The sequence below is a fragment of the Gordonia oleivorans genome, assembly GCF_040044975.1.
GTDB classification, from domain to species: Bacteria; Actinomycetota; Actinomycetes; order Mycobacteriales; family Mycobacteriaceae; genus Gordonia; species Gordonia oleivorans.
Genome location: NZ_JBDZDI010000006.1, coordinates 193,215 through 216,980 on the forward strand (window position 1 = coordinate 193,215; position 23,766 = coordinate 216,980).

The window sequence follows — 23,766 nt, forward strand, 5'->3', positions numbered from 1 at the left end:
CCCTCCAGGCCAACCGAGGCGGCTAGCCGCGAGCGATCAACCCCAAGAGGTAGTCACCGTACCCCGACTTCCGGAGCTTCTCCGCTCGCGCGACGAGTTCGTCATCGCCGATGAAACCCTGACGCCAGGCGATCTCTTCGGGAACTGCAATCTTGAGTCCTTGGCGTTGTTCCACCGTACGCACGAAGGTGCCGGCATCGAGTAGTGAATCGAAGGTGCCCGTATCCAGCCACGCCGTTCCCCGTGGCAAGACCCGTACCGCGAGCTTGCCTGCCGCCAGGTAGTGCGCGTTCACATCGGTGATCTCGTACTCGCCACGTGCGCTCGGCCGCAAGTTTTTGGCAATCTCGATGACATCGTTGTCGTAGAAGTACAGTCCCGGGACGGCGAAATTGGACTTGGGCTGGTCCGGCTTCTCTTCGAGCGAGACGGCCGTCCCGTCACCATCGAACTCGACGACGCCATATGCATGCGGGTTGGCGACCCAGTAGGCGAATACCGCACCACCGTCGAGTCCATCGAAGCCGCCAAGCTGGTTTCCGAGTCCCGGTCCGTAGAAGATATTGTCGCCCAGAACAAGGGACACGGAGTCGTTCCCGATGTGGTGTGCGCCGAGTACGAACGCCTGGGCTAGGCCATCGGGTGACTGTTGCTGCACGTAACTAATGTCGACACCGAACTGGTCACCGTTACCCAAGAGGTTCTGAAATGCCGCGGCGTCTGAGGGCGTCGTAATGACGAGGATGTCCCGAATGCCCGCGAGCATCAAAGTAGAGAGCGGGTAGTAGATCATCGGTTTGTCGTACACAGGTACGAGCTGTTTGCTGACGCCCTGCGTGATGGGGTGCAGCCGGGAGCCAGTGCCACCGGCGAGAATGATTCCGCGCATGGAGGTCAGAGTAGAACCGCTGCGGTGAAGTCGCACGCTTGCACAAGTGCTTGTCGACGGCCGGCTCGTCCCACAGCGGCGAATGCCGCGCTCCTGTGCAAGCTTCTTGATGGCATTGAGGATCGTCTCGGTGATGCCGCTCATTGGCCGGACAGGATCTCTCCTTCTGGCCCGCGTTCCGCCCCGTGTGAGACCGCCGAAGAGCTGTGGCACGAACCGGGGACCGGCGCCACCCACGGCGAAAGTAGACGTGAGGCCAACGCGAGAGCCGATCGTCGGCGGAAACGGGGCGATGCCGAGGTGCTTGAGCACCGCGTTGGCAGCATCCATACCGTCGACTACCGACGCTGCCGGTATCGAGTACGCGCCGATCCAACTCAGCCCAGCGCCGGGATGAGCGCGGCGGGTTCAGACGCGGCGGAAACGGTGCCGGCGCCGTACTGGCGCGATCATTGCCGTACAGCGTCTTTCGCCCTGCTTCAGCACACGCGGACGCGCATGGGCTGGGCAACGATTCGGTGTCGAGGCAAGCCGTCCCGGCGACCGACGCATACGATGTTCACCGTCCGATACCCTGCTCGGAAGCCGACCTATGCACCCAACACGACGTCCTCGCCGACACTCTCTCACGGCCATCGTGGCATGTCTGGCGGCCGGGATGGTCACGCTCACGCATCCAGGAGCCGCGTCGGCCACGTCTCCGCCGGCCCCGACAGTGGGCGCCGGCCTGGTCATCGCCGTCAGCCCCCAACCCGGGCAGTGGGGGCATTGCGTGCTCACCGCCGCCGGACACGACAGCACCGGAACACGCTTGGCGCTGACCGCAGGCCACTGCGCCCGCATCGGATCCAGCGTCAGGACCGCCGACCGTTCGACCACGCTGGGCACCGTGATCGCCCGCGGCACCTTTCCTGGCGAGGGTGTCTTCGTCACCGACGTTCTCGACTACGCGCTGATCCGCCTGCGCCCCGGCGTGCGCATCGGCCCCGTGCCGGGCTCACCGATCGTCGCATCCCGCATCGGCATCCCACGGACCGGCGAGATGGCCTGCAAGTACGGCCAGGGCGTCGTCTTCCCTGGTGAACGATGCGGCGTCATCGGCCGCATCGGTCCCCTGGAGTTCGACGCCTTCGCCTGGTCGATCTTCGGCGACTCCGGCGGGCCCGTCTACACCACCCCGCACACCGTCATCGGGATCGTGTCACGCCCGTCGGCGGTACCGTTCGCCTCGAGCAGCATCATGACCCGCGTCGATGCCGCAGTCGCCGATGCCCGCAAGCGCGGTGCGCTCCGCGGAACATTCACGCCGGAGGCGTAGCTGACCTCGAGATCGGCGTCGACACTGAAAGTTGTTGTCAGTGAGGGTGAGTTGTGCAGGATTCAATGAGGGGTCACTCTGCTTCCGGTTCGGCATTCCGACGCCGCTGCCGTGGACGACGCAGCCGTGGACTGTCACAGATTCGCTGTTGTCGCTCGCATTCGTGTGCGTGGCCCGACATCGTCCGTGGTCGACGGATACTCGACACTGCGCGGCACATCAGAAGTAGCTCCGTCGTGCCGCGCAGATCGCCCGTGAATAGAAGTCACCCGAGGGTGTACTGACCATCGAGACGGCGGCGATGATGCCGAGGATCTCGAGCATGTCGAAAAGGGTGTCCATGGGAGCGCCTTGGGAAACCGTGGGTGGATGTCACCGGGTGACCGGCGATTTCTGACCCCCTCACCGTCGCGCCCCGGATGCGGGTTTGTTAGGCGGTCGCACTACGCGACTTTCCGATGGCCGGCTACCTACCGCGCGCTAGGACTACCCGCGTCGGCGCGGTGCGACCGCTCGTCGTCGACGCCGGTACTCCCCTGGCGGCGCTCAGATGACCGTCGGCCGCGGGGCCGGGTCTGGCGCCGGTGGTGCGGGTTGCGGGTCCGGGCTGGGGCTCGGCGTCGGGATGGGCGGCTCCGACGGCGGCTCGGGAATGGGCGCGGGCGCCGGTTGCGGCGTCGGCGGAGGTGGTGGGACGGGAACGGGCTGACTCATCGGGACTCCTCGGTGGATGTTTCCGATCGGAGGATGTTCGGTCACCGGGGCCGGCTGCGCAGGTCGGACCGCGGTGGGCGCCGGTCTGGACCCTGCCCCGACGCTACGCCTGCGCGTGTGGGACTGCCAGGGCATGCGGTGTGCACTGCGGAAGGGGTGGCCGAAAGAGTGACGGCCATTGATCGCGTGATGATAGGGCCGGAGATAGCGCAAGTCCCTGCGACAGTCGGGGGTCGTCGCAGGGACTTGCGGATTCCATAGTAGCCGGAGTGCACCCATTGCACGCAAGTTGGACATAATTGCGTTGAATGTCAGGGGGTGGCCCCGATACGGCCACCAGGCGCTTCGCTCGCACGGGTCACTCGGCCGGCGGAGATGGAGGGTCACTCGGCCTGTGGCGGGTGAGGTCTCTCGGCCAACAGGTAGGTCACTTCGTCGCCTGGGATGCGCCGGCCACCCGATAGAGCCGGAACTGTGGCCTGCCGTCGGGGCCGACGACCGTCATCGCCGGCGTCGCGATCTGTGCCCCGTCATCCCACATGCTCGGGTAGCGGACATTGATCGCGTCGAGCGCGCCGAGACCGGTGGGCCGCTGCGACACGATGTACTGCACACCGCGGGTGGCCGGACTGTTGAGTTTGGAGAAGAAGTCGAGGTCGCTGCGGATGACGAACTGCTCGGGCCGATCCGAGAACAGCCAGATTCGCGCCAACCCGAAGGTGTCCACCAGCACCGAACCGTCGGGAAGATGCTGATCGTCGAGCCAGCGCGCGACGTTGCGGGAGACGTCGCCGAACCAATAGAACCAATACGTCTCCGGCGGGTACCGCTGTGGCCAGAACGCCGATCGAATGCCGTACTCCTCCTTCGCGATTCCCGGCGACAGCATCGTCTGCGCCGTCACCGGGATGCTGGTCACCAGCACCAGGACCATCAGGACGGCCGAGATGCGCGGCCACCCCTGTGCGGAGCGCTGACGGTGCACCCCGCCGGCCACCAGCACCGCGATCACCACCAGCGGTATCACGGTCAGGTAGAACCGGAACCACCCGAACGTCGACCCGACGATCACCGCGGCGATCTGAAACACGAGGATCGACCCGAAGACCGCGAGGACGACGGCAGCGTCGACGGTGCGGGTGCGGATCGCCCTCCAGGAGACGACGACGGCCACCACCAGCAGCAGGGGTTGCATGCCGAGCAGCCCCGCTGCCGCGGTCGTGAGGACGGGTGCCACCCCCACGTCGTCGACCGACACCACCCCCAGTGCCGCCACCTGCGCGGCGTTGCCGTACTGGGAGGAGAACTGCGAGAACGCATTTCCGTCGAGAATCCAGCCGGCGCCGGCCCACACTATGAACGCGAACGCGGTGGGCAGTCCGACGATCACCGCGTCGTGCATGCCGAAGGCGGCACCGGCACGGTAGTTCTGCAGGCGCGCTGCCGAGTTCGATCGGTGACGCAGCGTCGACACGCAGAACACCCCGACGGTGACCGCGACGGCCGCCACGATCGCCTCGTACCGCGTGAGATACCCCAATCCCAGTGCGGCACCGGCACACACGAGGTCGCCCACGCCGCGACGACGCACCCAGCACAGCACGCGACGGCATGTCCACAGCAGAAAGAACAGGAACGGGGCCTCGCTCATCCCCATTCCGCCGTACAGCAGGATCATCGGATTGGCGGCGCAGGCGAGGACCGCGGCCCACCGCACCACCCGGCCGGCCGAGTAATCCAGCGCGATCCGGCGGACCTGCCAGACCCCACCGGCCATGAAGACCGCGCTCATGATGGCGCCCTCGAATCCGACGCGCCGCAACTGCGGCCACCGATTGGCCGGCCAGTGCTCGAAGACCTCCACGAGCGGGATCTCCACGAGACTGGGCAACGGATTCCACACGAAGCCGATCGCACCGAGATGCGGATCGCGACTCAGGACGGTGAACGCCGCGTTGCCGACGCGGCTGCCGGCATCGGGATTGATGTAGCCGGTCACCACGTACAGGTACACGCCGACACCGAGGTAGACGATCAGTGCGGTCACGAACAGGGCTATCCCCCACCATTGTTCGCGGTCAAGCCGCGCACCCGGTGGATCGGAGGGCCCATCGACGAGGTCCGGGACCGGGCCTGCCGCCGGGACGAGTGTGGCGGTCACCGCGAGGACGGCGGATCCGGTTCGGCACCCGTCTCGTCGACCGCCGTGTCGTCGGTGTCGGGTGGGTCGGTGGATGGCCGGCGTACCCGGCCACCGCGTCGGCGGCGGATCACGGTGACGGCCACGCCACCGGCGCCGATCAGGGCCAGCAAGATCGCGGAGACGGCGACCCACAGCACCCACGCGTTGCCGACGTCGGAGACGAGGGTGACCGGGCCGTCGGCACGGACGGTCAGCAGTCGCGCCTGACGGTCGCGGCCGGCGACGAGAACATCCCCACGCAGGTCGCCGAGTTCACCGTCGGAGGCGTCGAGGTAGCCCATCAGCGGATCCACCAGCGTCCACGGACCGGAGGTACTCACCAGCAGCACCGTCCGCGAGTCCTGGCCGAACGCCTGGATGGTGCCCAGCCCGCCGGGGATCTGCAATCGAACCTGTTGCGGCAGTGCGACGGTGGTGGTGGCCTCGGTGACGTTGACCGGCGGGTTCAGGGGGTGCGCGGCAGCCGCATCGGCGATGATGAGCGCTCCGCTGGAACTGGCGATCGCCTGGTCGAGGGGCACCACGATCGGACTGATCGGCGTCGCCGAGGTGCGCTGCACCGAGGCGAGAAGTGCTGCGGCAATACTTAATTGGTACGTGTCACCCTCGGTGAGGGCGACCTGCACGCTGGGTTGCCAGCCCAGCGGCACCGAGGAGAACCCACCCATCTGGACCGGCGTTGCTTCGGCCTGCGCCGTCGACGACGGATCGATCTGGAACGTCAAGGGCACGGTGCGTGGGGTGCAGGCGGCCGGCGCCGGCTCGTAGGACAACCGCAGTTCCAGGGGTGCGTTGGCCGCGACCTGTGGGGCAGGGATGAGGAAATCGGTGTCGAGGGAACCGCTCTGATCGAGGGTGGCGGTGTCGAGCACCTGACCTCCGCTGACGGCGAGCATGGTGGCACGTTCGTCCTGGCGGACCGGGGTGTAGGTGGCGCGCAGGTGAATCCGCACCTGCCCGGGCCGACCGAGAGCCAGTTGTGTGGGGTTGAATCCGGGGACCAGGGTGGTGGTGCCGAGGACCTCGGCCGACAGCCGGTCGGAGAACTGGCCGAAGGTGATGACGTCGGAACCCTGCACCTCGCGCTGTCCGAGACCGGTGACGGCGACGGAGTCGGTCTGGGCCAGCGCGGTCATATCGTCACGGAACAACGCAGTCTGGATCGGTAGGGCCTGGGCGTTGCCGCTGATCTGCAGGTAGGCGTTGGCCTGACCGGCGTTACGCAACCCGATGCCGCCCGCGCCGTCGGTCTGATCGATCACCACCGCACGGTCGAGGGGGCCTCGGGTGGGTGGGTCGCCGGAGGTGGGACGTTCGGCGACGGTGATGGTGACGCGTTGCGGTCGGTAGTGGCCGGTGAGGGCGGTCACCAGATCGACCACCGTCTGCGCGACAACCGAACTCGGGTCGGGGGGTACGTAGAGGGTGATGGTGTTCAGCACCGGTCCGAAGAACTGCTCGATGGTGGTGGGTGCGGTTTCGGTGCCGGCATAGGCGACGGCAAGGTTGGCCAGATTCACCTCGGGTGTCGGGCCGCAGATGGCGTCGATCCCCGGATTGCGCAGTGTCACACGAAGTTCGGTGTGTCCGTTGAGGACCGGAAGACCGGTGAGCGGCACCGTGAACGGGATGCTGCGTTGATCGGGTCCGAAGGCGGGAACCTCAATGGTGCCCAGGATGGTGCCGTCGGCGTGGGTGACCTGCAGGAAGGCGTCGGTGACGTTGACCGCCGAGGCCACCACACCGGTGAGGGTGGTCGGTCGGGTGCCGTCGGGTACCGGGATGCCGATGGTCTGCGGGGCGTCGGCGGCGGTGATCTGCACCGAGGTACCGAGACCGAGTTGCCGCCACCCCAACGTCGTTTGCACCGGATCACCGGGCGCGGCGGCCGCCGGTGCGGCACTGATCGCCAGCACCAGGGTGGTGACCAGCGTGGTGAGCAGTGCGCGTCCGCTTCGGCGGTGATGGTCAGTCATCGTCGGATTCGGATGCGGACGGCGATAGCTGCGGTGACAACCCATGGACGGTCTTCTCCCAGTACGAGGGTTTGTAGATGAGTTGGGCGACACTCTTGAGTGCGGCCATCGACTGCAGGAACCAGTATCCGGGAACCAGCAGCGCGGCCACGAGAAGGTAGGGCTTGTTGCGGGCGCGGGCCGAGACCACACCGAGCATGACCGAGGCGAGGTTGCCGACGGTGAACATCAGCAGACACAGGTAGTAGATGGGGCCGGGGAACAGTCCGTGCAGGAAGTCCGGACGGCCGGAATACCAGACGATGAGCGAGAGCCAGAATGCGAGATTGACGGTGTTGGCGAACGGCATACCGGCGGTCAGGTTCACCACGCGCAGGGTGGGGATGACGCCGAGTTGCCGGACCAGGCTGACCGGTTGGCGGGCGTGCACCAGGAAGGTCTGCAGGTAGCCCTTGTACCAGCGGGAGCGTTGCCGCACCCAGTTGACGACGTCGGCGTTGGCCTCCTCCTCGGTGAGCGAGTCCAGGACGACGGTGCGGTAGCCGTGCCGGGCCAGCCGCAACCCGAGATCGGCGTCCTCGGTGACGTTGAAGGCGTCCCACCCACCAACCTTCCGAAGCGCTTGGGTACGAAAGTGATTCGACGTCCCGCCGAGCGGGATCACACATTTCGATGCGCTCAGCGCCGGCAGCATGTAGGAGAACCACTGGTCGTATTCGAGGGAGAACCATCGGGTCAGCAGGTTGTCGCGTTCGTTGTAGTACCCCAACCGTGCCTGCACCGACACCACCTCCGGCGCGCTGGCCGCGAACACCGCCGCCGCTTTCCGGAGTTGCAGCGGGTCCGGGATGTCCTCGGCGTCGTAGATGGTGACGATGTCACTGCGTTCCCTCGGCAGGTTCATCGCATGGTTGCAGGCCTTCGGTTTGGTGCGAGGTTCGCCGGCGGGAACCAGGACCGGGATGACACCGTCGATGTCGGCGGCGAAGACGGCGTCGATGGTCTCCCGATCATCGGCCTCGAGGACCAGAAGGATGTCGAGTTTGTCTGCCGGATAGTCGATTTGGCAGACACCGGCGACGAGGTTGGTGACGATCTCGGGTTCACCATAAACCGGCAGCAGCACGGTGTAGACGGGTAGGTCGGCATCCGGGATGGCACGGGCGGCGGCGTCGGAGATGCGGATGATGCCACGACCGGTCATGCCCCGGGTGACCAGGATGATCTTGTCGAGGCTGGAGACGAAGAAATACACCGCGCAGGTGGCGGCGAGGGTCGCCAGGGTCAGATGCCAGGACAGCACGAATCCGGCGATGAGCAGCGCGACGAACGCCACCGAGAGGACCCGTTGCGCGCGGCTCAGCGGTGTGCGTGCCGTCAGGTGATCGGCGAGAGGTGCGAGATTGGTCTGCGCCGGCGGGTCGGTGCTCACCGTTGTCCCTCACCGGTGCGCACCAGACGCCACGCCAGCGCCGTGAGGGATTCTTCGACGGGGCCGGCGATGGCCGGACCGATGTCACCGGGGGTCGACCGGTCGGTGATGAGCCAGGTGATCGGGGCCACCACCACGCTGCGGTAGCTCGGGGGCTGTGGTGCGGTCACGGCGTCGGGCCGGTGGGTGTCCAACGAGGCCAGCAGGTAGATCCCCTGAAAGCAGATCCTGTTGTCGACCTGCACCTTCCAGCCCCATTGCCGTGCCGTCCACAGGGAGTCGTCGTCGGGCGTGCGAACCGCCTCTGTGGCGGCGCGCATCTCGCCGAGTGTGGTGATGTGGGCATCGGTGGTGGCCTGGTACGCCGTCCAGACGGCCGGTGGCGCCGCGGCGTACCAGACACCGCGACGGTAGTCGGCGAACCGGCCCAGATCCCGGCTGGTGAACACGTCCAGGAACGCGATCTGGGAATCGTGGGAGGCGGTGGTGCGCGCGGTGATCCGGTAACGCTGCACCGATCCGCCGTCACCCAGGACACGGGGACCCCAGGAGTAGGTGATCGGGTTCGATACCAGCATCATCGGCAGATCGGAAATCTCGTCGACCCAATTGGACTGTGCCAGTGGCAGATCCGACGGTGCGATGAGGGGCAGGGGGCGGGGCGCGAAGGCCAGCACCAGCAGCGCGGCGGCCCACCCGGCGGTGATGGTCACGATCGAGTGTCGGGGTAGTGACCCCGTCGCCTGATGGGGACCCACCCGTATGCGAACAACAATCACGACGGCGGTCAGAATGGCGGCGGGAACGGTGTAGGCCAGCGCGGGATGCTCCCGCAGGGCGAACACCATCGCGATACCGGCCCCCGCATAGGTGAGGGCAGCCGGAATCGCCACCGCGGAATGCCGAAAGGCCAGCCCGGTCGCGATCGCGCCGAGGATGATCGTGACCGCGCCCACCGCGAGGGTCGTACCTCCCAGCATCTGCGCGAACAAGAGGATGTTGGGCGGGAAGCACGCCAGCAGAAACAGCCAGACCACGTAGTCCCGCACCACTCGTCGGATACCGAAGATGACGATGGACGCGGCGAACACCCAGATCAGCAGGGGGATCACCTCGGCGTGCCAAAAGGCGGCCGCTGCAGGGAGTCGCGGAGCCGCCAGGGAGACCGCGGTGATCAGGCCGGCGCCGATGACCACGGCCACGATCCGGTCGAACTCAGAATCATTGATCTCGCGGCCGTGGGAGCGCGGATCGAGACCGAGGACGATGAGCAGCCCCCAGAAGGGCATGAACAACAGATACGTTCCCGGAGAGCCGAGCGTGGCCTGCTCGATGTAGGTGACCAGGATCGGGGCGAACGCGAGCACCGACGAACCCACAGCGGTGAAGTAACGCACCGCCAACGGCATGTCGCGCGGTCGGGTCAGTCGCCGCGCCACCGATCGCCACCCCGGTGATGGCGGACGTGTCGGTGCGCCAACCCGCTCGGTGATGTCATACGGCGGTGGCGCCGACGGCGGTTGCGCGCGCACAGGTCGAGTGGTCATGCGGTCGGATGTCTTTCCGGGAGCGGTGAGCGAGGCGCGGCTCGTCGCATCGCTTCCCCCGACGGCTTTGCTGAACCACAGACGCGATAAATGTTAGCGGTGGTTGTCGGTGAATGCAGTGCTTCTGATTGGGAAGAAAGGCTGGGGATTCGGGTCTTTGTGGAGGTCGCGGTGGTGTTCCTATCGCGATGGAATGGGCATTCTCGGAATGGGTTTCGGAAGTGTCAAGCAATGGCTGTCAATTGTGTGGAACTTACTTGATGGACAGTCTGTGGTGATGGTCAGAGGCGGACTCGCCTGTGCTGGATGCGCGACAACAGGGTCGCCTCGAATAAGGGCCCCCACTCGACCCGACCGGACGATTCCGTTGGCACGATCGGTCTTCGACGGTGGTCGACGGCACCGTATACCGTCTGCAATGCGAATCTTCCGCACAGCTAATGCTCGATAGACGATCCGCATAGGACCGGGCACGAATCGGTAAAACCGGACGGCGCAGTGAGATACGGCGGTAACGTACCCGCAGGTGCGTCGCCGCCGACCGACGCCAACAACGCTGGAGTTGTATGTCCATGGCCGGTCAGAGAATTGTCGAGTTACGCACGCACGGTGTGAGTGGCACTCCCCCGGAAGCCATTCTCGACTGTCCCCGGGTGAAGGCCGACCGCAGCGGGGAGGACATCACCCGCGACGGCAAAGGCTTCTTCACCACACCGGCGCCTGCCGAAGACAGCGATAACCATCGCCACGTCGCCTATCGATGGGGTGACATGACCTCAGGGCTTGCGGTGCAGGCACTGTGGGCGTTGTTCGTCCCGTTCGCGCTGGTCAACGTCGCAACGTGGATGCTGCCCGCACCGCGCGATTCCATCGACAGAGGACTACTCTTCCTTGCCCGGGCATCATTCCGACTGATCGGCCTTGCGATGACCGCGCTGGTCATGGTGCAGCTGACCATCCTGTTTGCCGACGTCGTCCTCACCCAATGCGTGAGCCTCAGGCTCGCGGATTCATCGACGCGGTGCTGGGATTGGCTGCAGGCCGATTGGGCGGAACCGCGCGGTACCGAGGTGCGGTCGTGGCTGGTGTTCATCATCATCATCGCCATCCTCGCCGTGGGCGGGGTGCTGGCGATGTCGATTGATCATGATCGGGATCTGCGCGGCTGCGACAACGACGGCCACACGCCCCCTACCGCCGGTATTCCGCAGATCGCCAGCGATGACTTCGTGAAGCCCCGGGATGCTCGGGCACCCACACTGCTCACGACTCATGCGATGATCGCGATCGTCACGCCCGCAGTCTTTCTCGCGGGCGGTTTCCACGGCTACACCGCACTCAAGGTCGCATGCCTGGTCTTGGGTGGTATCGCGATCGTCGTCACCGTGTTGTGCGACGATCCTCGTGGGTCGGGAGGTACGTACACGTGGGGCGGCCCCGACTCTCGACTGAGAATCGTCTGGCGCTGGTTCGGCGGATACCGCTCCATGTTCTGGATCGGTTTCAGCACACTGGGTTTGGCGATCGTGACGGGGTGGATTCTCCCCGACCGCATGGCGACGGTGTTCACCCAAAGCTCGGAGATTTCGACCGGCAAGGCCCGCACTGCCGCGCACGGTCTGGGAAACGGTGAAGTGGTCACCTACATACTGATTGCTGCCGCTGCGTTGACCACGTTGTGCGTCCTACTCGTCCTCTACTTGCACAGGTCGCCTCCAGGCGCCGATCCTCGCCCCTATGGCCGCGCAGGAGTCTGGCTCTTCGGGTTTCATGCACCGTGTGTCGCCGCCATCGCCGTGCTCCTCGGAGCGGGTGCGGGTGTCGCGTTGACGCGCGTCGCGGCAGGAGTGATCACCACCGATCCCACCGAGCCGCAGGACGTGGTCAAGCAGGTCTGGAGCTGGATAACTCAAAGCGTTGGGCAGGAATGGATCTCACAGTCCGGCTTCACTGTCCCGGAGACGTACACACATGTGGCGTGGGCCTGGGGAGCCGTTGTCATCGGCGCCGGTTGCGCGATCGCTGTGCTGCTGATCATCTACTGCGGGATACGAGGCAAAGAACGCAACCGACTGAACAACGAGTTGATGCCGAAGGATTCCAGGCGGTGGCGATTCCAAGCGGCCCTGGCCGAGGCGAAACTACACATCCCGCAGGCCATCGGGCTGATCACGCTCGCCTTCCTCGTCGTCGGCGCGATCGAACTGTTCCGACCGGGTTGGATCACCAGCAGCTCCTGGCTCCAGACGGTCGGCATCATCGCGCTGTTCGTCGCCGAGATCGCGTTGTTGTGGTCGATCTACAACGCGATCCGCAAGCCGCGGAGCGCCGGACGCAACCTGGGGGTGTTGTGGGATCTTGCATCGTTCTGGCCTCGTGAAGCGCATCCATTGGTTCCGCCGGCGTACGCGCCACGGGCCATCCGCGATCTCGAAAGTTATGCGACCCTGGAGGATCTGAAGGACAGCCATCTCGTGCTGTGCGGCCATAGCCAGGGATCGTTGTTGATGTACGCCGTCGCGCACCGTCTGGCATCGTTCGACAAAGCCACCGACGTGAGCTTGTTGACTTATGGTTCTCAGTTGGGCTGGGCATATGGCCGCGCGTTTCCCTCAGCGCTAGACCATAATTCGATGAAAGACCTCGGCAATGGTTTGGGCGGGCGGTGGATCAACCTCGCGCGATTCACCGACTACCTCGGCGATGGTGTGTTCTCGGCGGTGCGCCGAGGAGGTATGGCGTGGTACGGCCGTCCGGGAAGAGAATGGAACCCACAACCAAATGGCGTCCGCGTCAAGCAACTTTGCTTCCCAGAGGACGGCCTGTGGATCTCGTCCGAGGTCTGGCTCCCTGACCCGTCCGGACAGGAATGGCCCGGTGATCGCACGCGGCAGCATTCTGGATACACGTCCGATCCAACGTGGGATCAGTGGATTGCCGAACTCACATCTGGGCCGATTCCACAGCCGTCGCCGTCGGGACCGACGCCACCCGGCTCACCACTCGCGCAACCGAACACAGCTACTCCCACCGCGGGTTCAGGGCCGTCGACTCCTGGCGTAACGGGTGGATTGCCCGGCAACCCACCCCCACCGCCCCCAGAACCTACAGGCGCACAGACCATTGTCTTTCTCGGTGGACTTGCGTCCGCCGGGGAGCCTACGTGCACCGCCGAGGGATTCGCGAGGAATCTGTTGAAGGCGTGCACACACCAGTTCCCAGACTCCGGAACCTATGGCCCCACAGCACTTTCCATGTCCTACTCCACCACATTCGGTGATCCGCAGCCCATCACCAAGCTCACTCTTGCCAAACCGACGCAGAGGGCGCCCTCGAATCAGACTTCGCCAGGCACTGGCACGACGACCACAACTCCACCGGCCGCAGGCACCGCAGCCACCGCAACTCCACAACCGCCCTCCGAGCCACCAGAGATTGCGGCGATCTACGACTTGAAGTGGGCCTCGGCACTCATCGATAAATGGCATAAGCGCAACGTCGCGGTTCGGATCCTCAGCCTCTTACCGGCTTTGATGCGGATTGTGCCCTTCTTGCGCTTCTTCACGACCGCAGGCAGGAAGAACACCCTTGGTCGCACGCAACTGATCGCGGCGTCGCTGATGGTCGTCGCTCTGGCCGCCTATTTCGTCCTCCTCGTGATCACGGCACTCATGTTGTTCGTCGCGGCCGTGCGGGGAGCAGCGGCGAGCAATGACAACCCCGGCCAAGCATCGACGTCACAGGCCTCATCTCCAACCGCAGCGCCGCCCCCGACTACGACCACCGAACAGGCAGGCGTTACGGAGGCCGCCGCGACATCGGCGGTTGCGACATCGAGTCCAACCACGACGTCTGAGGCTGCGACACAAGCCAACTCATCGCCGGAAGCCTCGGATCAAGTCTTGCCGATGTTTGATACGTTGTGGCAGCGACTCATGGTGGGCACCTCCGTCGCCGGCGGAGTGATTCTCACGCTCTCCCGACAACACGTGGCACGGCTCCTTCGGTCTGGGGAGATCCTCGCCATCGCGCAGAGCTACCTCAACCTCGGCGACGGGCAGGGCACTTCCGCGGCGCAACTGACCGACCTCATTTCAGAGATCTCCAAAAAGGAACCCGAACGCGAAATCACGATCGTCGCCTACAGCTTTGGCGCACTGGTAGCAATCGACACGTTGTTTCCGACATCGGGGGAGATCGCGATCCTGTCCAAGGTCAAGAGGCTCGTCACCATCGGCGCACCTTTCGACTTCGCCAGAGCATTCAAACCCATTTGGCATACGACTCAGCGCTATCCGACGGACTTCACGTGGATCAATATGTACGCCAACATCGACCTACTCGGCTCAAACTTCAGTGACCAGAAGGATCCCTTGACGGCAGAGCTCGGAATGGTGACCCCGCCTGCGACAGCGGCGTCATCCGCTGCTGGGTCCAGCCTCTCTGGCTCTCCCTACACTCTCCGCTGGGATATCGAGATCGAGCCGACCTTCATGAATCTGTTGGCGTTCTACGGATTCCAGAGCCATACCATGTACTGGTCAGAAGACGCCACGGACCGGAACGCCCTCACGTTGGCGGTGCCCTACCTCATCCCCCCAGGCTGACGCGCCGATCGCCCTCTGTGGGTCGAGGTCTTCTGTCGGATAGGACAGGCTGACGTGGGTTAGGACCATGAGGTGAAGATCCAGCAAATTGGGCTCTTCACACTGGCCCGACTTCGAGAGGCCGCAAATCGGATCACCCTGCGGCTCAGAGCACCATGAGTGCGACGATCTCAGATCAGGTCGGACGAAAGCAACCGATCACCCTGATGTTGCCTCAGTCGTTCAGTCCGAGTTCGGCGACCATCTTCTCGAACGGCATCGTCGGTTCGTCGCGCGACTCGTAGACGGCGAGTCGATCGCGAAGGTCCTCGATCTCCTCCAGCAGGCCATCGTAGCGCTCCGGGGAGAGTACGATCGCGGCCGGCTTTCCGTGGTTCGAGATCACCGTAGGCTCATCCTCGGCATCTCGGATCAGCTCGGACAGCTTGGCTTTCGCCTCGCGGATGGAGTAGCTCATCGGGTGTAGACCTCCCTTCGGTGGCCGATACGGACGACCACGATGATTAATTCGCCGTCGTCAATCGTGTAGACGACGCGGTAGTTGCCGACGCGGATGCGGTAGCTGTCGGTGGTGCCCGACAGTTTGGTCACGCCGTGGGGACGCGGGTTCTCGGGCAGGGCAGTGATCGCACTACTGATGCGCTTCTGCTCGACTCGGGGGAGTTTGGCCAGCGACTTTGCCGCGCTGGTCGTGATCCGCACCTCGTATCCGCTCATGAAAGTAGTCTACTAATGTGGACCACATTCACGCAACGGATGCAGACTACAAGTGTGGACCACATTTCGCTCGCATCACACCATCACCGATGCTGGCTGGAACCTCGAGTTACGGACCGAGAGTTCGGCGGCGGTTGGCAATTCGTGGGGCGCGCCGGTGGCCGAGCGGATCGGCTCGTGGTGGTTGGGCTACCCGGCGAGCCGCACCTGCCCGTCGTCGGCGACCTCGACGCGACGACTCGCGCCGTCAGCGCCGCGATGCAGGATCGAGGCGGCCACCCCACGTCCCGGCGGCGGGATCCGGATGAACACCTCGCCGTCGTCGGCGTCGTCGAGCACCTCGGTCGCGATCAGCGAAATGGCCTCTGCGACAGACACAGCAAATGCATCCGACACGTCGTCGCGATCGCGGCCGGAGTCGTCGATGAGCACGACGTCGACGCCCCGGACACGTGCCCGGTAGACCGGCTCGCCGAGGTGCAGCTCGGTCATCAGGGGTGCGCGCATCCGGTCGCGTAGATGTGCTTCGAGCACTTCGCAATCCAGCCGTTGGGCATCGGCGAGCGGTGCACCGGTGGCGATCAGTTCCAGCAGCGGTCGTGCGGTGGCGTCGAGGTAGTGCACCTGCTGGGCGCGTTCGTCGGCGGCGGCCGATTCGGCGGCCGTCTTCCCGACGTCATCGGTGATCTGCTCACGCAGTGAAAAGACCTCGCGCGCAGTCGAACGCAGTGTGGACGACAGCAGCACACCGATCACCAGCGGCCCGATCTCGAAGACGAGCATCAATGCGGCACCGATCGGTGACTGCCCGGTACGCGTGCCCCACCACGCATACACACCGGCCATCGCCGCCAGCCCGCACCAGGGCAGGACGCGGCCTCCCCGCAGGATGACGAACACATACACCCCGATCACCGCGCTGTGCGACACCGTGACGGCGTTGCCCTTGCTCGTCGGTGTTTCCATCAGAACAAGCGCGGTGGCCACCGGTCCGGCGGCCACCGTCATGCAGGCCGCGCACAGGGGCATCGGGTCACCGGGGATGATGACCACCGCGATCGCCATCGCCGAGATGAGCACACCGCCCGTCAATGGCGGTACCAGCCAGGTGAACTCGTGCCGAGATGCCACGATCGGCACCCAAATCGCCACCAGGTATCCGACGAGGACGAGCCAGACGCCCCAGCGTTTCATACCGAGGACGTCGCGGATGTCATAGCCTCGCGAGGTCATCGTCGGACGTCCACGGGAACGGCGGTGCGTGTCCAGACGATGTCGACGGTGGTGCCCCGCCCACGTTCCGAGGCGACGTGCGCCACTCCCCCGTCCACGCGTTGCATCCGTCCGATGATGCTGGCGGCGATACCGAACCGCGAGGGCGGCACCTGCTCCGGATCGAAGCCGATGCCGTCGTCGTGCACCTGCACCCGACATCCATCGTCGTCGGCGATGACGGTGACCGTGCAGACGGCCTCCGCGCCGGCGTGACGTGCCACATTGCGCAGGGCCTCGGCGGTGGCCGCCGCCATCGCGGTGAGCGCATACTCCGGGCAGGTGGCGTTCTCGTCGTCGATTCGCGCGGTGACCGCCACGGTGGGGTCGACCACCGCGACGGCGCCGCGGATGTGACTCGACGCGACGGCCGCGGTGATCTGCCGGGACGGTCCCTGCCCGCCGGCCTCGTCGATGGCGGCCAGGGCGGCGTCGGCGCTGCGGGCCAGGTCGGGTGATTGGTCGCGGCGCGCGGCCAACAGCAGAGTCGCCATCACGGTGTCGTGGGTGAGGGCATTGAACCGGCCGCGTTCCGCGGAACGCGCCTGACTGGCCGCGGTGGCCGCCGCGGTCTCGTAGGCCTGCGCGCGGGTCGCATCGAGCGTGTGTGCCGCACGGATCGCCATCACCTCCGCCGAGAGGAAGATCAGGCTGAAGCCGATCCCCCAGGCGATCGACGCGATCACCGGACTGCGCAGATCCTCCAGTCGGATGAGGTGACTGATGGTTCCGACACCGACGCCGACCACGATCAGCACCGCGTATGCGGCGGCCGGGCGCAACGCCAAACCGGCGGCAAGCACCGCCAGTCCGGGAAAGTGCACCAGCCACAGCCCGCGGGGAACGTCGAAAGGCACACCGTTCCAAGCGAAGCCGAAGGTCGCCAACGCAAACAGATAGCCCGCCATGGGAATTGCGGCGATGATGCGGAGCCGTCGGGTGTCGCCACGCCAACTGAGCGGGCCCATCAGGATGCCGGCGCCGAGGGTGACAGCACAACAGACAACCGTCCACCACGTCGCCATGTACTCCCGCGACGCGAGAATCGTCGGCAACAGCAGGATGCTATAGACGAGGTAGCCGAGCGCCAGGTATTGCGGGATCAGTCGGAGGATACGCACCCCGGCCTGTCGGTCCGCTGGGCCGACCGCGTGCTCGACCGCCGACACCGCGTTCATCGTCGGCCTGTCACCGTCTGCCCGTCATGCTTTGCCGTCTCCGCCGGGCCCGTCACCGGCGCCGGCGTGGGATGGGTACCCACCCGTCCTCGATGGCGCGTTTGAGCAGGTCGGGTTTGGTGCGCGCGGGACGGCCGGCCTCGGCGTAGCGGGCCCGGATGCGGTTGACGTATTCGGTGACCGTCTCCGGTGAGAGGTTCAGCTCCTCGGCGACGCGCGCGGTGGACTCACCCGCGGCATACAGTTCCAGGACGCGCCGCTGCCGAGGCGACAAGCTGACGAACTCGTGGTCGGAGACGATCGCCGACGCCCAGTCGATGCCGGCGACGGTGTTACCGGCCAGCGCGTGCCGGATACCGTCGACGAGGTCCTTCTCGCGGACGTTCTTGCGGATGACGCCGAGCACCCCCTCGCTCGCGGCCTGCCGGATGAGGAAGGGTTCGTCGCCGGAGGTGTAGATGAGGATCGGCAGGCCCACCGCGTGCAGCGCGGAGATGTTGGATGTCGGGGTGCTGCCGTCACCAAGACGCAGGTCGAGCAGGACGAGATCGAGGTCGGTGGTCTGGGTGAGCAATGCGTCGACGGTGTCGGCACCGGCGACGACGTCGAGGTCGACGCACTCGTCAAAGGTCGCACGCAGGCCGCGGACGATCTGCTCGTGATCGTCGACGACGCCGATGCGCCGCGGCATGTCGGCCGGTGGGGGCTCATCGGCCAATGGGTGCTGGTCGGCCGGTGCACGCTCGTCGGGCATAGGGGTCATCATGTCCGATTGGGTGTGTTTGTGCGGGTGGTTTGGGCAGGTCAGTTGGTGCGGGTTCCGGTCACTGCGCCTCTCCAGTCGTGGTGGTTTCCCCTGACCGCCTAATCCTTAGGGAGACAAACGATGTCCCCAGAAGATGCGTCGGCCGGGTGGACCAACTTCGGTATCGATCATTGATCGACGACGACGATCCGGATCAGAGTGATCATGACGGCAGATTCGCCGTTGGTTGTCGGGGCCGATCCGTACCGGGAGTCGCGATGCGTAGGTGGATGGTCAGCCTCCTCAGGAGACTTCGCGACGGCCCGTGTCCGAAGACGCCAACGCGTGAGATCCTGCCGACGACGCCCATCCGACCATCGGGTCGTTCCCATACGACACCGACTGGCCCATGCCACGCACCGATGGTGACGACGCACGCCGTGTGCCCGCAGCGGCGGCATCGATCACAACCTTGTTTACGCTGTCGCCCAGTGCATCCCGAGCGCAGATGATCATCTCCGGGACCTCGTCACAGGAGTTGCCGACATGACCACACCGACGTTCCACACGCTAGTCCGCCACCAAATTCCGTGCGGTGATGATGGGCTCTTCGCGGTCCGCACCTGTTCCCTCAGTCCACACTCCCCCGACGCGACCCGAAATGCCATGAGCACACATCTGGGACCGGGAAAAATCGACGTTCTGTCGGAGCATCGTCCGGCGGTCTGGTTGACGCGGAGTCCCGAACGCGCTGCATTGTGCATCGTCGACGACCATCTGCCGGCATGGGCGAACAATGGCGCAGCGAACCTCATGCGGCCCGGCACAAGCTCCGTGATTGTCACCGAGTTCGCTTGGTACAACCATGATTTCATACCCCGGCGGTCGATCTTTCGGGAGCCGTTCCTTGCTGCCGGAATCCTCGGCACACTGATGATCATCGTCATCGCCGGGCTGTTTCGCACACCTGGCGGACCGTGGTGGTGGGAGGAGGCTCTGTTTCTCGCCGCGGCAGTATTCGGCTGCGGTTGGGTGGTGGCGGCGTTTCGAACCACCATCGATGATCGCGATCCGCACCCGCGCGGTCGCCGAGCCTCGGCAGCACTGTTCCTCACTGGCGTCGCCTCCCTGATCGCGGGCGCCATCATCGCCTTCTCCGACCTTGGTGTGCGGGGAATCCCGGAAACCCTCAAGGGCACAATGTTCATGTACGGGGTGATCGCGACCGTCGTCGGCTTCATCTGCTGGATGTACTCGGCGTGGTCGATCCTGGAAGGAAAGAGCTCAACCGACCCGCAGGCCGTCGCCCGAGCCCGGGCCAATGCCCTTCACACGATTGGCCGAGCCGAGGTCGGCGAGGCGGTCTCCTGGCCGGAGCCCGAGGGTCGAAATTCGACCGGATTCTTGGTGACCGTGGTTGCGCTGGTCTTGGTGATCGCTGCTCCCACGCTCAAGATCATCGCAGGATTCGCAGATTCCTCGGCCGACGGCGCCGATCCCATCACCATCGGTTTCCTCGTCGTCGCGATCGTGGGATTGGCCGTCTACTCGGTCTTCCACTTCATTCGCTCGTGGGGTCGTTACCCATCGCCGCAGGAGCGCAACACTTTTCTCGCATCCGCCTACTCGATCGACAACGGTCTTGCCGTCAAGATCCGCAACGACGCCGATATCCTGGCTGCCTTCGAGCTCCTGGGTGCGCGGGAACGTACTGCGGAAGTGCAGCGGGTGAACAAGTTTGGTCTAGGATAGATATCCCCACGGAGGCCTCCCTCGCCCGCGAACTGTCTCACAACCTCAGCAGGGACGTAATGATCTCATCCGTACCTGGCGCGGGCAGTTCAGGACCGTGCATGGCGACCTCCGTCACATCAGCCAGTGCCGCAGCCACGACTGCACTATCGAGCCTGCCGATACCGACACGATGAGCGAGATCGTGGAGATCCTGAGTGGATGGGGTTCCTGACTTACCGATGCGCCTCCACATAGCTGCAAGTACCCGCGCTTGGTGTCGGGCGCTCCGAGCCTTTCCGAAGCTGTCGAAGGCGTTCTTCCACGCGGACATTGCCTCGGATTCGTGGCCGGTATCGGCTGCCAGTACGGCAAGACTGTGCCACACGGTGCCTTGCTGCCAGTAGTGCGCCGACGGGTACGCACCTTGGCCAGGATCATTCAAACGCTTTGCAACACTGTCGAGTTCACGACGGAACAACTCCGCGTCGAAGGTTGATCGCTCTGTACTGGCGAAGCGGACCGAACTTCGCGCGGCAGCGGCCAGTGCCGCCCTGTCGTTGTTGCCGGCTGCGACAAATCTCTTGGCCGCCGAGTGAAGGTTCTCGATTGCGAGTTCGTGGTCATCGTCTGCCTCGAGTTTGCCCAGATGAAATCGGGCGTCGGCCATCTGCCGCACGTATCCATGTTCGTCCGCGACCGGAATGATGTCCTCGAGTAGGCGTCGGGCGGCCTTGATCCCGTCGCCGCCCAGCGCGGCATGCGCGCGGGCCCGCAGGATCATGCTTGCCACTTCACCCTGACGAGGATCCCACCGTTCGTTGTCGATGGCGCTGAAGGCTTCTCGCGCACGCTCGGCGCCTTCCACCGCGCTTGCGGGATCACCGGAATGCAACTCGATCATCGCCAACTGGTACTCGCACCAACCGATTCGATGATGTCGATCGTCCGTGTCATCACAGTTCGACGCAACGCGAATCGCGGCCCGGAAGTCCTCGGCGGCCGTCGACGCCGCCGACTCTGGGTCTTCGTACATCATTCGCCACCTCCCTCGATCGTAGAGGGCACGGGCCTCGATCGAAGGATGCACGGCCGCAAGGTCACTGAGCTCCTCGTACCACAGACGCAGATCATCGCGACTGAAGCAGCCCTCGGTCGTACGGGCGACAACGCTCAGTTCCCCGATCGCCTCAGCCTGGAGCCGCGCATCCTTGACGAGTCGGCGCAAACGGTTCACTGTCGGTGCCAAGGCGCATGCGGTCATCGGGTCGCGGGGTCCTGTTCGTTTCATGACCGTGAGGAGGTTTCTCAGTTCCTCCTCGGGGTGGCTCCCCTCAGCCATCGCCTCGCCGGCGGTGTCAGCCAACTGAGACGAGTAGTCACCACCCAGCCGGTCCATCACGAAGGTCTCGCCGAGGGGAGTCAGCGCATAGATACGACGGCGACGGTCGGTGGGATCAGGGGTGTTCACATGGCGAACGAGACCCTGATCCCTGAGCGCACTCAGACCACGTGACGTCACCGCCACTGGACTCCCAATGCGTTCACTCAGCGCTGTCGGGCCGGCAGGTCCCTCCGACAACTCGAACAGTAGCCGCTCCTTGACTGATTGTTGACTCTCATCCGCCCCCGCAGCACGCTGCGCCTGCAAGGCGTGAAACAGTCCGGCGACGACGCCGAGAGCAGCCCGGCGTTGCTCTGACAACGAACCGACGTGTGAGCGATGAAGTTGTGCGCGAGCTGCGATTTTCTGTATGTCATCAGTCGTCGGCGAACTCGCCAACACCTCAGCCGACACCTGCCCCAAGAGGTGGTCGACGCTCTGTGACTCCACAGTCGCGACGTCATCAAGCAGGTCCAGCAGCGCGCTTACCGATGCATTCACTCCATCCTCCGACCCATCCATTCGGTAGAAATCCAGGATACATGACACTTACATGACCTGATCATCGTGAACGTCAGCACGTGAGTCAAAGTCCGGCGTTGTGATCACTTCAAGACCGGCACTGGCCATGCTGAACCCAATGGCGCGCGGCGCAGGATCTTCGGGGCGCGGCACGTGCCGCACTCTCGCCACCTCTCTGTCCGCGAACGGCATCACCACCAACGCGGTCGCGACACCACCGAAAGTGTCGGGAGAGTCTTCCGCGGACCAGTCCACCGGCCCATTGGCAACCATCACCGTGGCCTGGCCTGCGGAGATGACAGTCCCCGCCGAGTTCTCGAATCCCCCGGTCTTCTCGGTCATCGCCGACACCAGCACCAATGTCGGATGCAAGGCTGCAACCGCATCGACCACGGTTTCGTCGAGGAAATCCGCGCAGATCAGTGGAATCATCGACCACCTGATACCGGCGTGCACATGCAACACTGTCGATCTGTCAATGTTCTCCTCTCCCGCGAGATTTGTGGTCCACCCGTCTGCCGTACGAACTTCGCTGGGGCCGTTGACATATCGCCCAATCTTGTCGTGAACGACGTGATGCCGGTCACGGGGATACATAATCGACATCCGGTTGACGCGACGTCCGTCCGCCTCTGTGTGCTCAGAACCCGCGAGGACAACCGACGGGTAGAACGCAGCGCTACTCTTCGATTCATGGCTGTTCACGGCCGCATCAACAATGTCACCGAAGCTCTCGGTTGCCGACAGCTCCGGAAGCATCAGTAGCTCAACGCCATTGGTTCGGCAGTGGTCGAGCGCCCACGCGAAGATCTGATTCTGACGAGCCTTGTCGACCACCCTCACGCCGAAGAAGCCTGATGTCGACACTTCGTCAATAGTAAACTCCTGCGCCAATCGCTGATTGGGGGTCATCAGGAGCGCCGACACGCTGTCACCGAGAGCGTGATCCAGCGCAGCGCCGGCATCAGGATCGTAAATCACGCGCAATGAACCGAACTCGGCGGCGTTCCACAACGCCAACCCGCCCACTCGATCGACGGCGAGGACACTGCCCGCGTCGCGTGGCAACGACGTGAACCCGCGGAGCCCAGGGTAGAGAGTCGTCAAGTCGACAGGTGTCGTCGGATAGGGTGATTCGTCTTTCAGATCCCTTGGCCCCCGCCCCACGAGGAGCGCGCGATACGTCCGATAGCCCATGCCGTGAACGAACTGGTCGATACCCACGGCGATTCCGCGGGCAGCCAATATCGGATCATGCGATGCGAGAACGTCGATGATCGCATCCCGATCGGTCGCGGATAGGTAGGACGACCGCAGACGGCGTCGAGCTCTATTGGCGATGGCGGCCATCGTCGATCGGCCTTCGCTGGACTGGACCATCGCCGCACAGACGTGAGCGTTGGCTCGACAGAACGAGAGTAGGACGGTCAACACCTCGACGACGTCGACCGACGCTGCGATGCGTGCACATAGTGCGGCAAGGTCGGGGCCCTCGGATGCTGTGGGGTTCGCCATCTTTCCTCCTGGTACG

At 64.8% G+C, this 23,766-nt stretch carries 16 protein-coding genes; 3 read left to right on the forward strand and 13 right to left on the reverse strand.

Features of this window, described 5'->3' with window-relative positions:
- Nucleotides 1-22: 22 nt before the first annotated feature.
- Complete coding sequence (rfbA, locus tag ABLE92_RS12240; RefSeq protein WP_348805127.1) at nt 23-889, reverse strand: glucose-1-phosphate thymidylyltransferase RfbA; 867 nt, start codon at nt 887-889, stop codon at nt 23-25.
- 637 nt (nt 890-1,526) lie between these two features.
- On the opposite strand from rfbA, the gene ABLE92_RS12245 reads away from it, so the two are divergent.
- Nucleotides 1,527-2,207: a chymotrypsin family serine protease gene (locus ABLE92_RS12245; protein WP_348805031.1), complete on the forward strand. Its 681-nt coding sequence runs from the start codon at nt 1,527-1,529 to the stop codon at nt 2,205-2,207.
- 219 nt (nt 2,208-2,426) lie between these two features.
- Here ABLE92_RS12245 and ABLE92_RS12250 read toward each other — a convergent pair whose 3' ends face one another.
- From ABLE92_RS12250 to ABLE92_RS12270, 5 genes are all read right to left on the reverse strand, one after another.
- A complete protein-coding gene (locus ABLE92_RS12250) occupies nt 2,427-2,549 on the reverse strand; it encodes a hypothetical protein (protein WP_348805032.1) in 123 nt (40 codons plus the stop codon).
- Between the two features lie 799 nt (nt 2,550-3,348).
- On the reverse strand, nt 3,349-4,968 hold the full coding sequence (locus ABLE92_RS12255; protein WP_348805033.1) for a glycosyltransferase family 39 protein: 1,620 nt from the start codon (nt 4,966-4,968) through the stop codon (nt 3,349-3,351).
- Nucleotides 4,969-5,078: 110 nt separating this feature from the next.
- A complete protein-coding gene (locus ABLE92_RS12260) occupies nt 5,079-7,100 on the reverse strand; it encodes a hypothetical protein (RefSeq protein WP_348805034.1) in 2,022 nt (673 codons plus the stop codon).
- Nucleotides 7,093-8,532, reverse strand: coding sequence for a glycosyltransferase family 2 protein (locus tag ABLE92_RS12265; protein WP_348805035.1), 1,440 nt, complete (start codon nt 8,530-8,532; stop codon nt 7,093-7,095). Before ABLE92_RS12265 ends, ABLE92_RS12260 begins: the two co-directional genes overlap by 8 nt.
- The gene (locus ABLE92_RS12270) at nt 8,529-10,079 is read right to left on the reverse strand and encodes a hypothetical protein (protein WP_348805036.1); all 1,551 of its coding nucleotides are present in this window, start codon (nt 10,077-10,079) and stop codon (nt 8,529-8,531) included. The genes ABLE92_RS12265 and ABLE92_RS12270 overlap by 4 nt, the downstream gene beginning before the upstream one ends.
- A 653-nt stretch (nt 10,080-10,732) precedes the next feature.
- Here ABLE92_RS12270 and ABLE92_RS12275 point away from each other — a divergent pair.
- On the forward strand, nt 10,733-14,686 hold the full coding sequence (locus ABLE92_RS12275; protein ID WP_348805037.1) for a hypothetical protein: 3,954 nt from the start codon (nt 10,733-10,735) through the stop codon (nt 14,684-14,686).
- Nucleotides 14,687-14,900: 214 nt separating this feature from the next.
- Here ABLE92_RS12275 and ABLE92_RS12280 read toward each other — a convergent pair whose 3' ends face one another.
- The 5 genes from ABLE92_RS12280 to ABLE92_RS12300 form a co-directional block, all read right to left on the reverse strand.
- Nucleotides 14,901-15,143, reverse strand: a complete 243-nt coding sequence (locus ABLE92_RS12280) for a type II toxin-antitoxin system Phd/YefM family antitoxin (RefSeq protein WP_348805038.1) — start codon at nt 15,141-15,143, stop codon at nt 14,901-14,903.
- Nucleotides 15,140-15,403, reverse strand: coding sequence for a type II toxin-antitoxin system RelE family toxin (locus ABLE92_RS12285; protein ID WP_348805039.1), 264 nt, complete (start codon nt 15,401-15,403; stop codon nt 15,140-15,142). Before ABLE92_RS12285 ends, ABLE92_RS12280 begins: the two co-directional genes overlap by 4 nt.
- A gap of 189 nt (nt 15,404-15,592) precedes the next feature.
- Entirely contained in the window at nt 15,593-16,636 is a 1,044-nt protein-coding gene (locus ABLE92_RS12290; RefSeq protein ID WP_348805040.1) for a DUF8320 family protein, read from the reverse strand.
- The gene (locus tag ABLE92_RS12295) at nt 16,633-17,853 is read right to left on the reverse strand and encodes a sensor histidine kinase (protein ID WP_348805041.1); all 1,221 of its coding nucleotides are present in this window, start codon (nt 17,851-17,853) and stop codon (nt 16,633-16,635) included. Before ABLE92_RS12295 ends, ABLE92_RS12290 begins: the two co-directional genes overlap by 4 nt.
- A 52-nt stretch (nt 17,854-17,905) precedes the next feature.
- Nucleotides 17,906-18,544 carry a response regulator transcription factor gene (locus ABLE92_RS12300; RefSeq protein ID WP_348805128.1) on the reverse strand — a complete coding sequence of 213 codons (639 nt, stop codon included), beginning with the start codon at nt 18,542-18,544 and terminating at the stop codon, nt 17,906-17,908.
- A gap of 600 nt (nt 18,545-19,144) precedes the next feature.
- On the opposite strand from ABLE92_RS12300, the gene ABLE92_RS12305 reads away from it, so the two are divergent.
- On the forward strand, nt 19,145-20,350 hold the full coding sequence (locus tag ABLE92_RS12305) for a hypothetical protein (RefSeq protein ID WP_348805042.1): 1,206 nt from the start codon (nt 19,145-19,147) through the stop codon (nt 20,348-20,350).
- Between the two features lie 37 nt (nt 20,351-20,387).
- Here the strand turns inward: ABLE92_RS12305 and ABLE92_RS12310 are convergent, their stop codons facing one another.
- Nucleotides 20,388-22,214, reverse strand: a complete 1,827-nt coding sequence (locus ABLE92_RS12310; RefSeq protein WP_348805043.1) for a winged helix DNA-binding protein — start codon at nt 22,212-22,214, stop codon at nt 20,388-20,390.
- A 48-nt stretch (nt 22,215-22,262) separates the two neighbouring features.
- Nucleotides 22,263-23,750 (reverse strand): hypothetical protein, encoded by a 1,488-nt coding sequence (locus ABLE92_RS12315; RefSeq protein ID WP_348805044.1) that lies wholly within the window; start codon nt 23,748-23,750, stop codon nt 22,263-22,265.
- Nucleotides 23,751-23,766 lie beyond the last annotated feature (16 nt).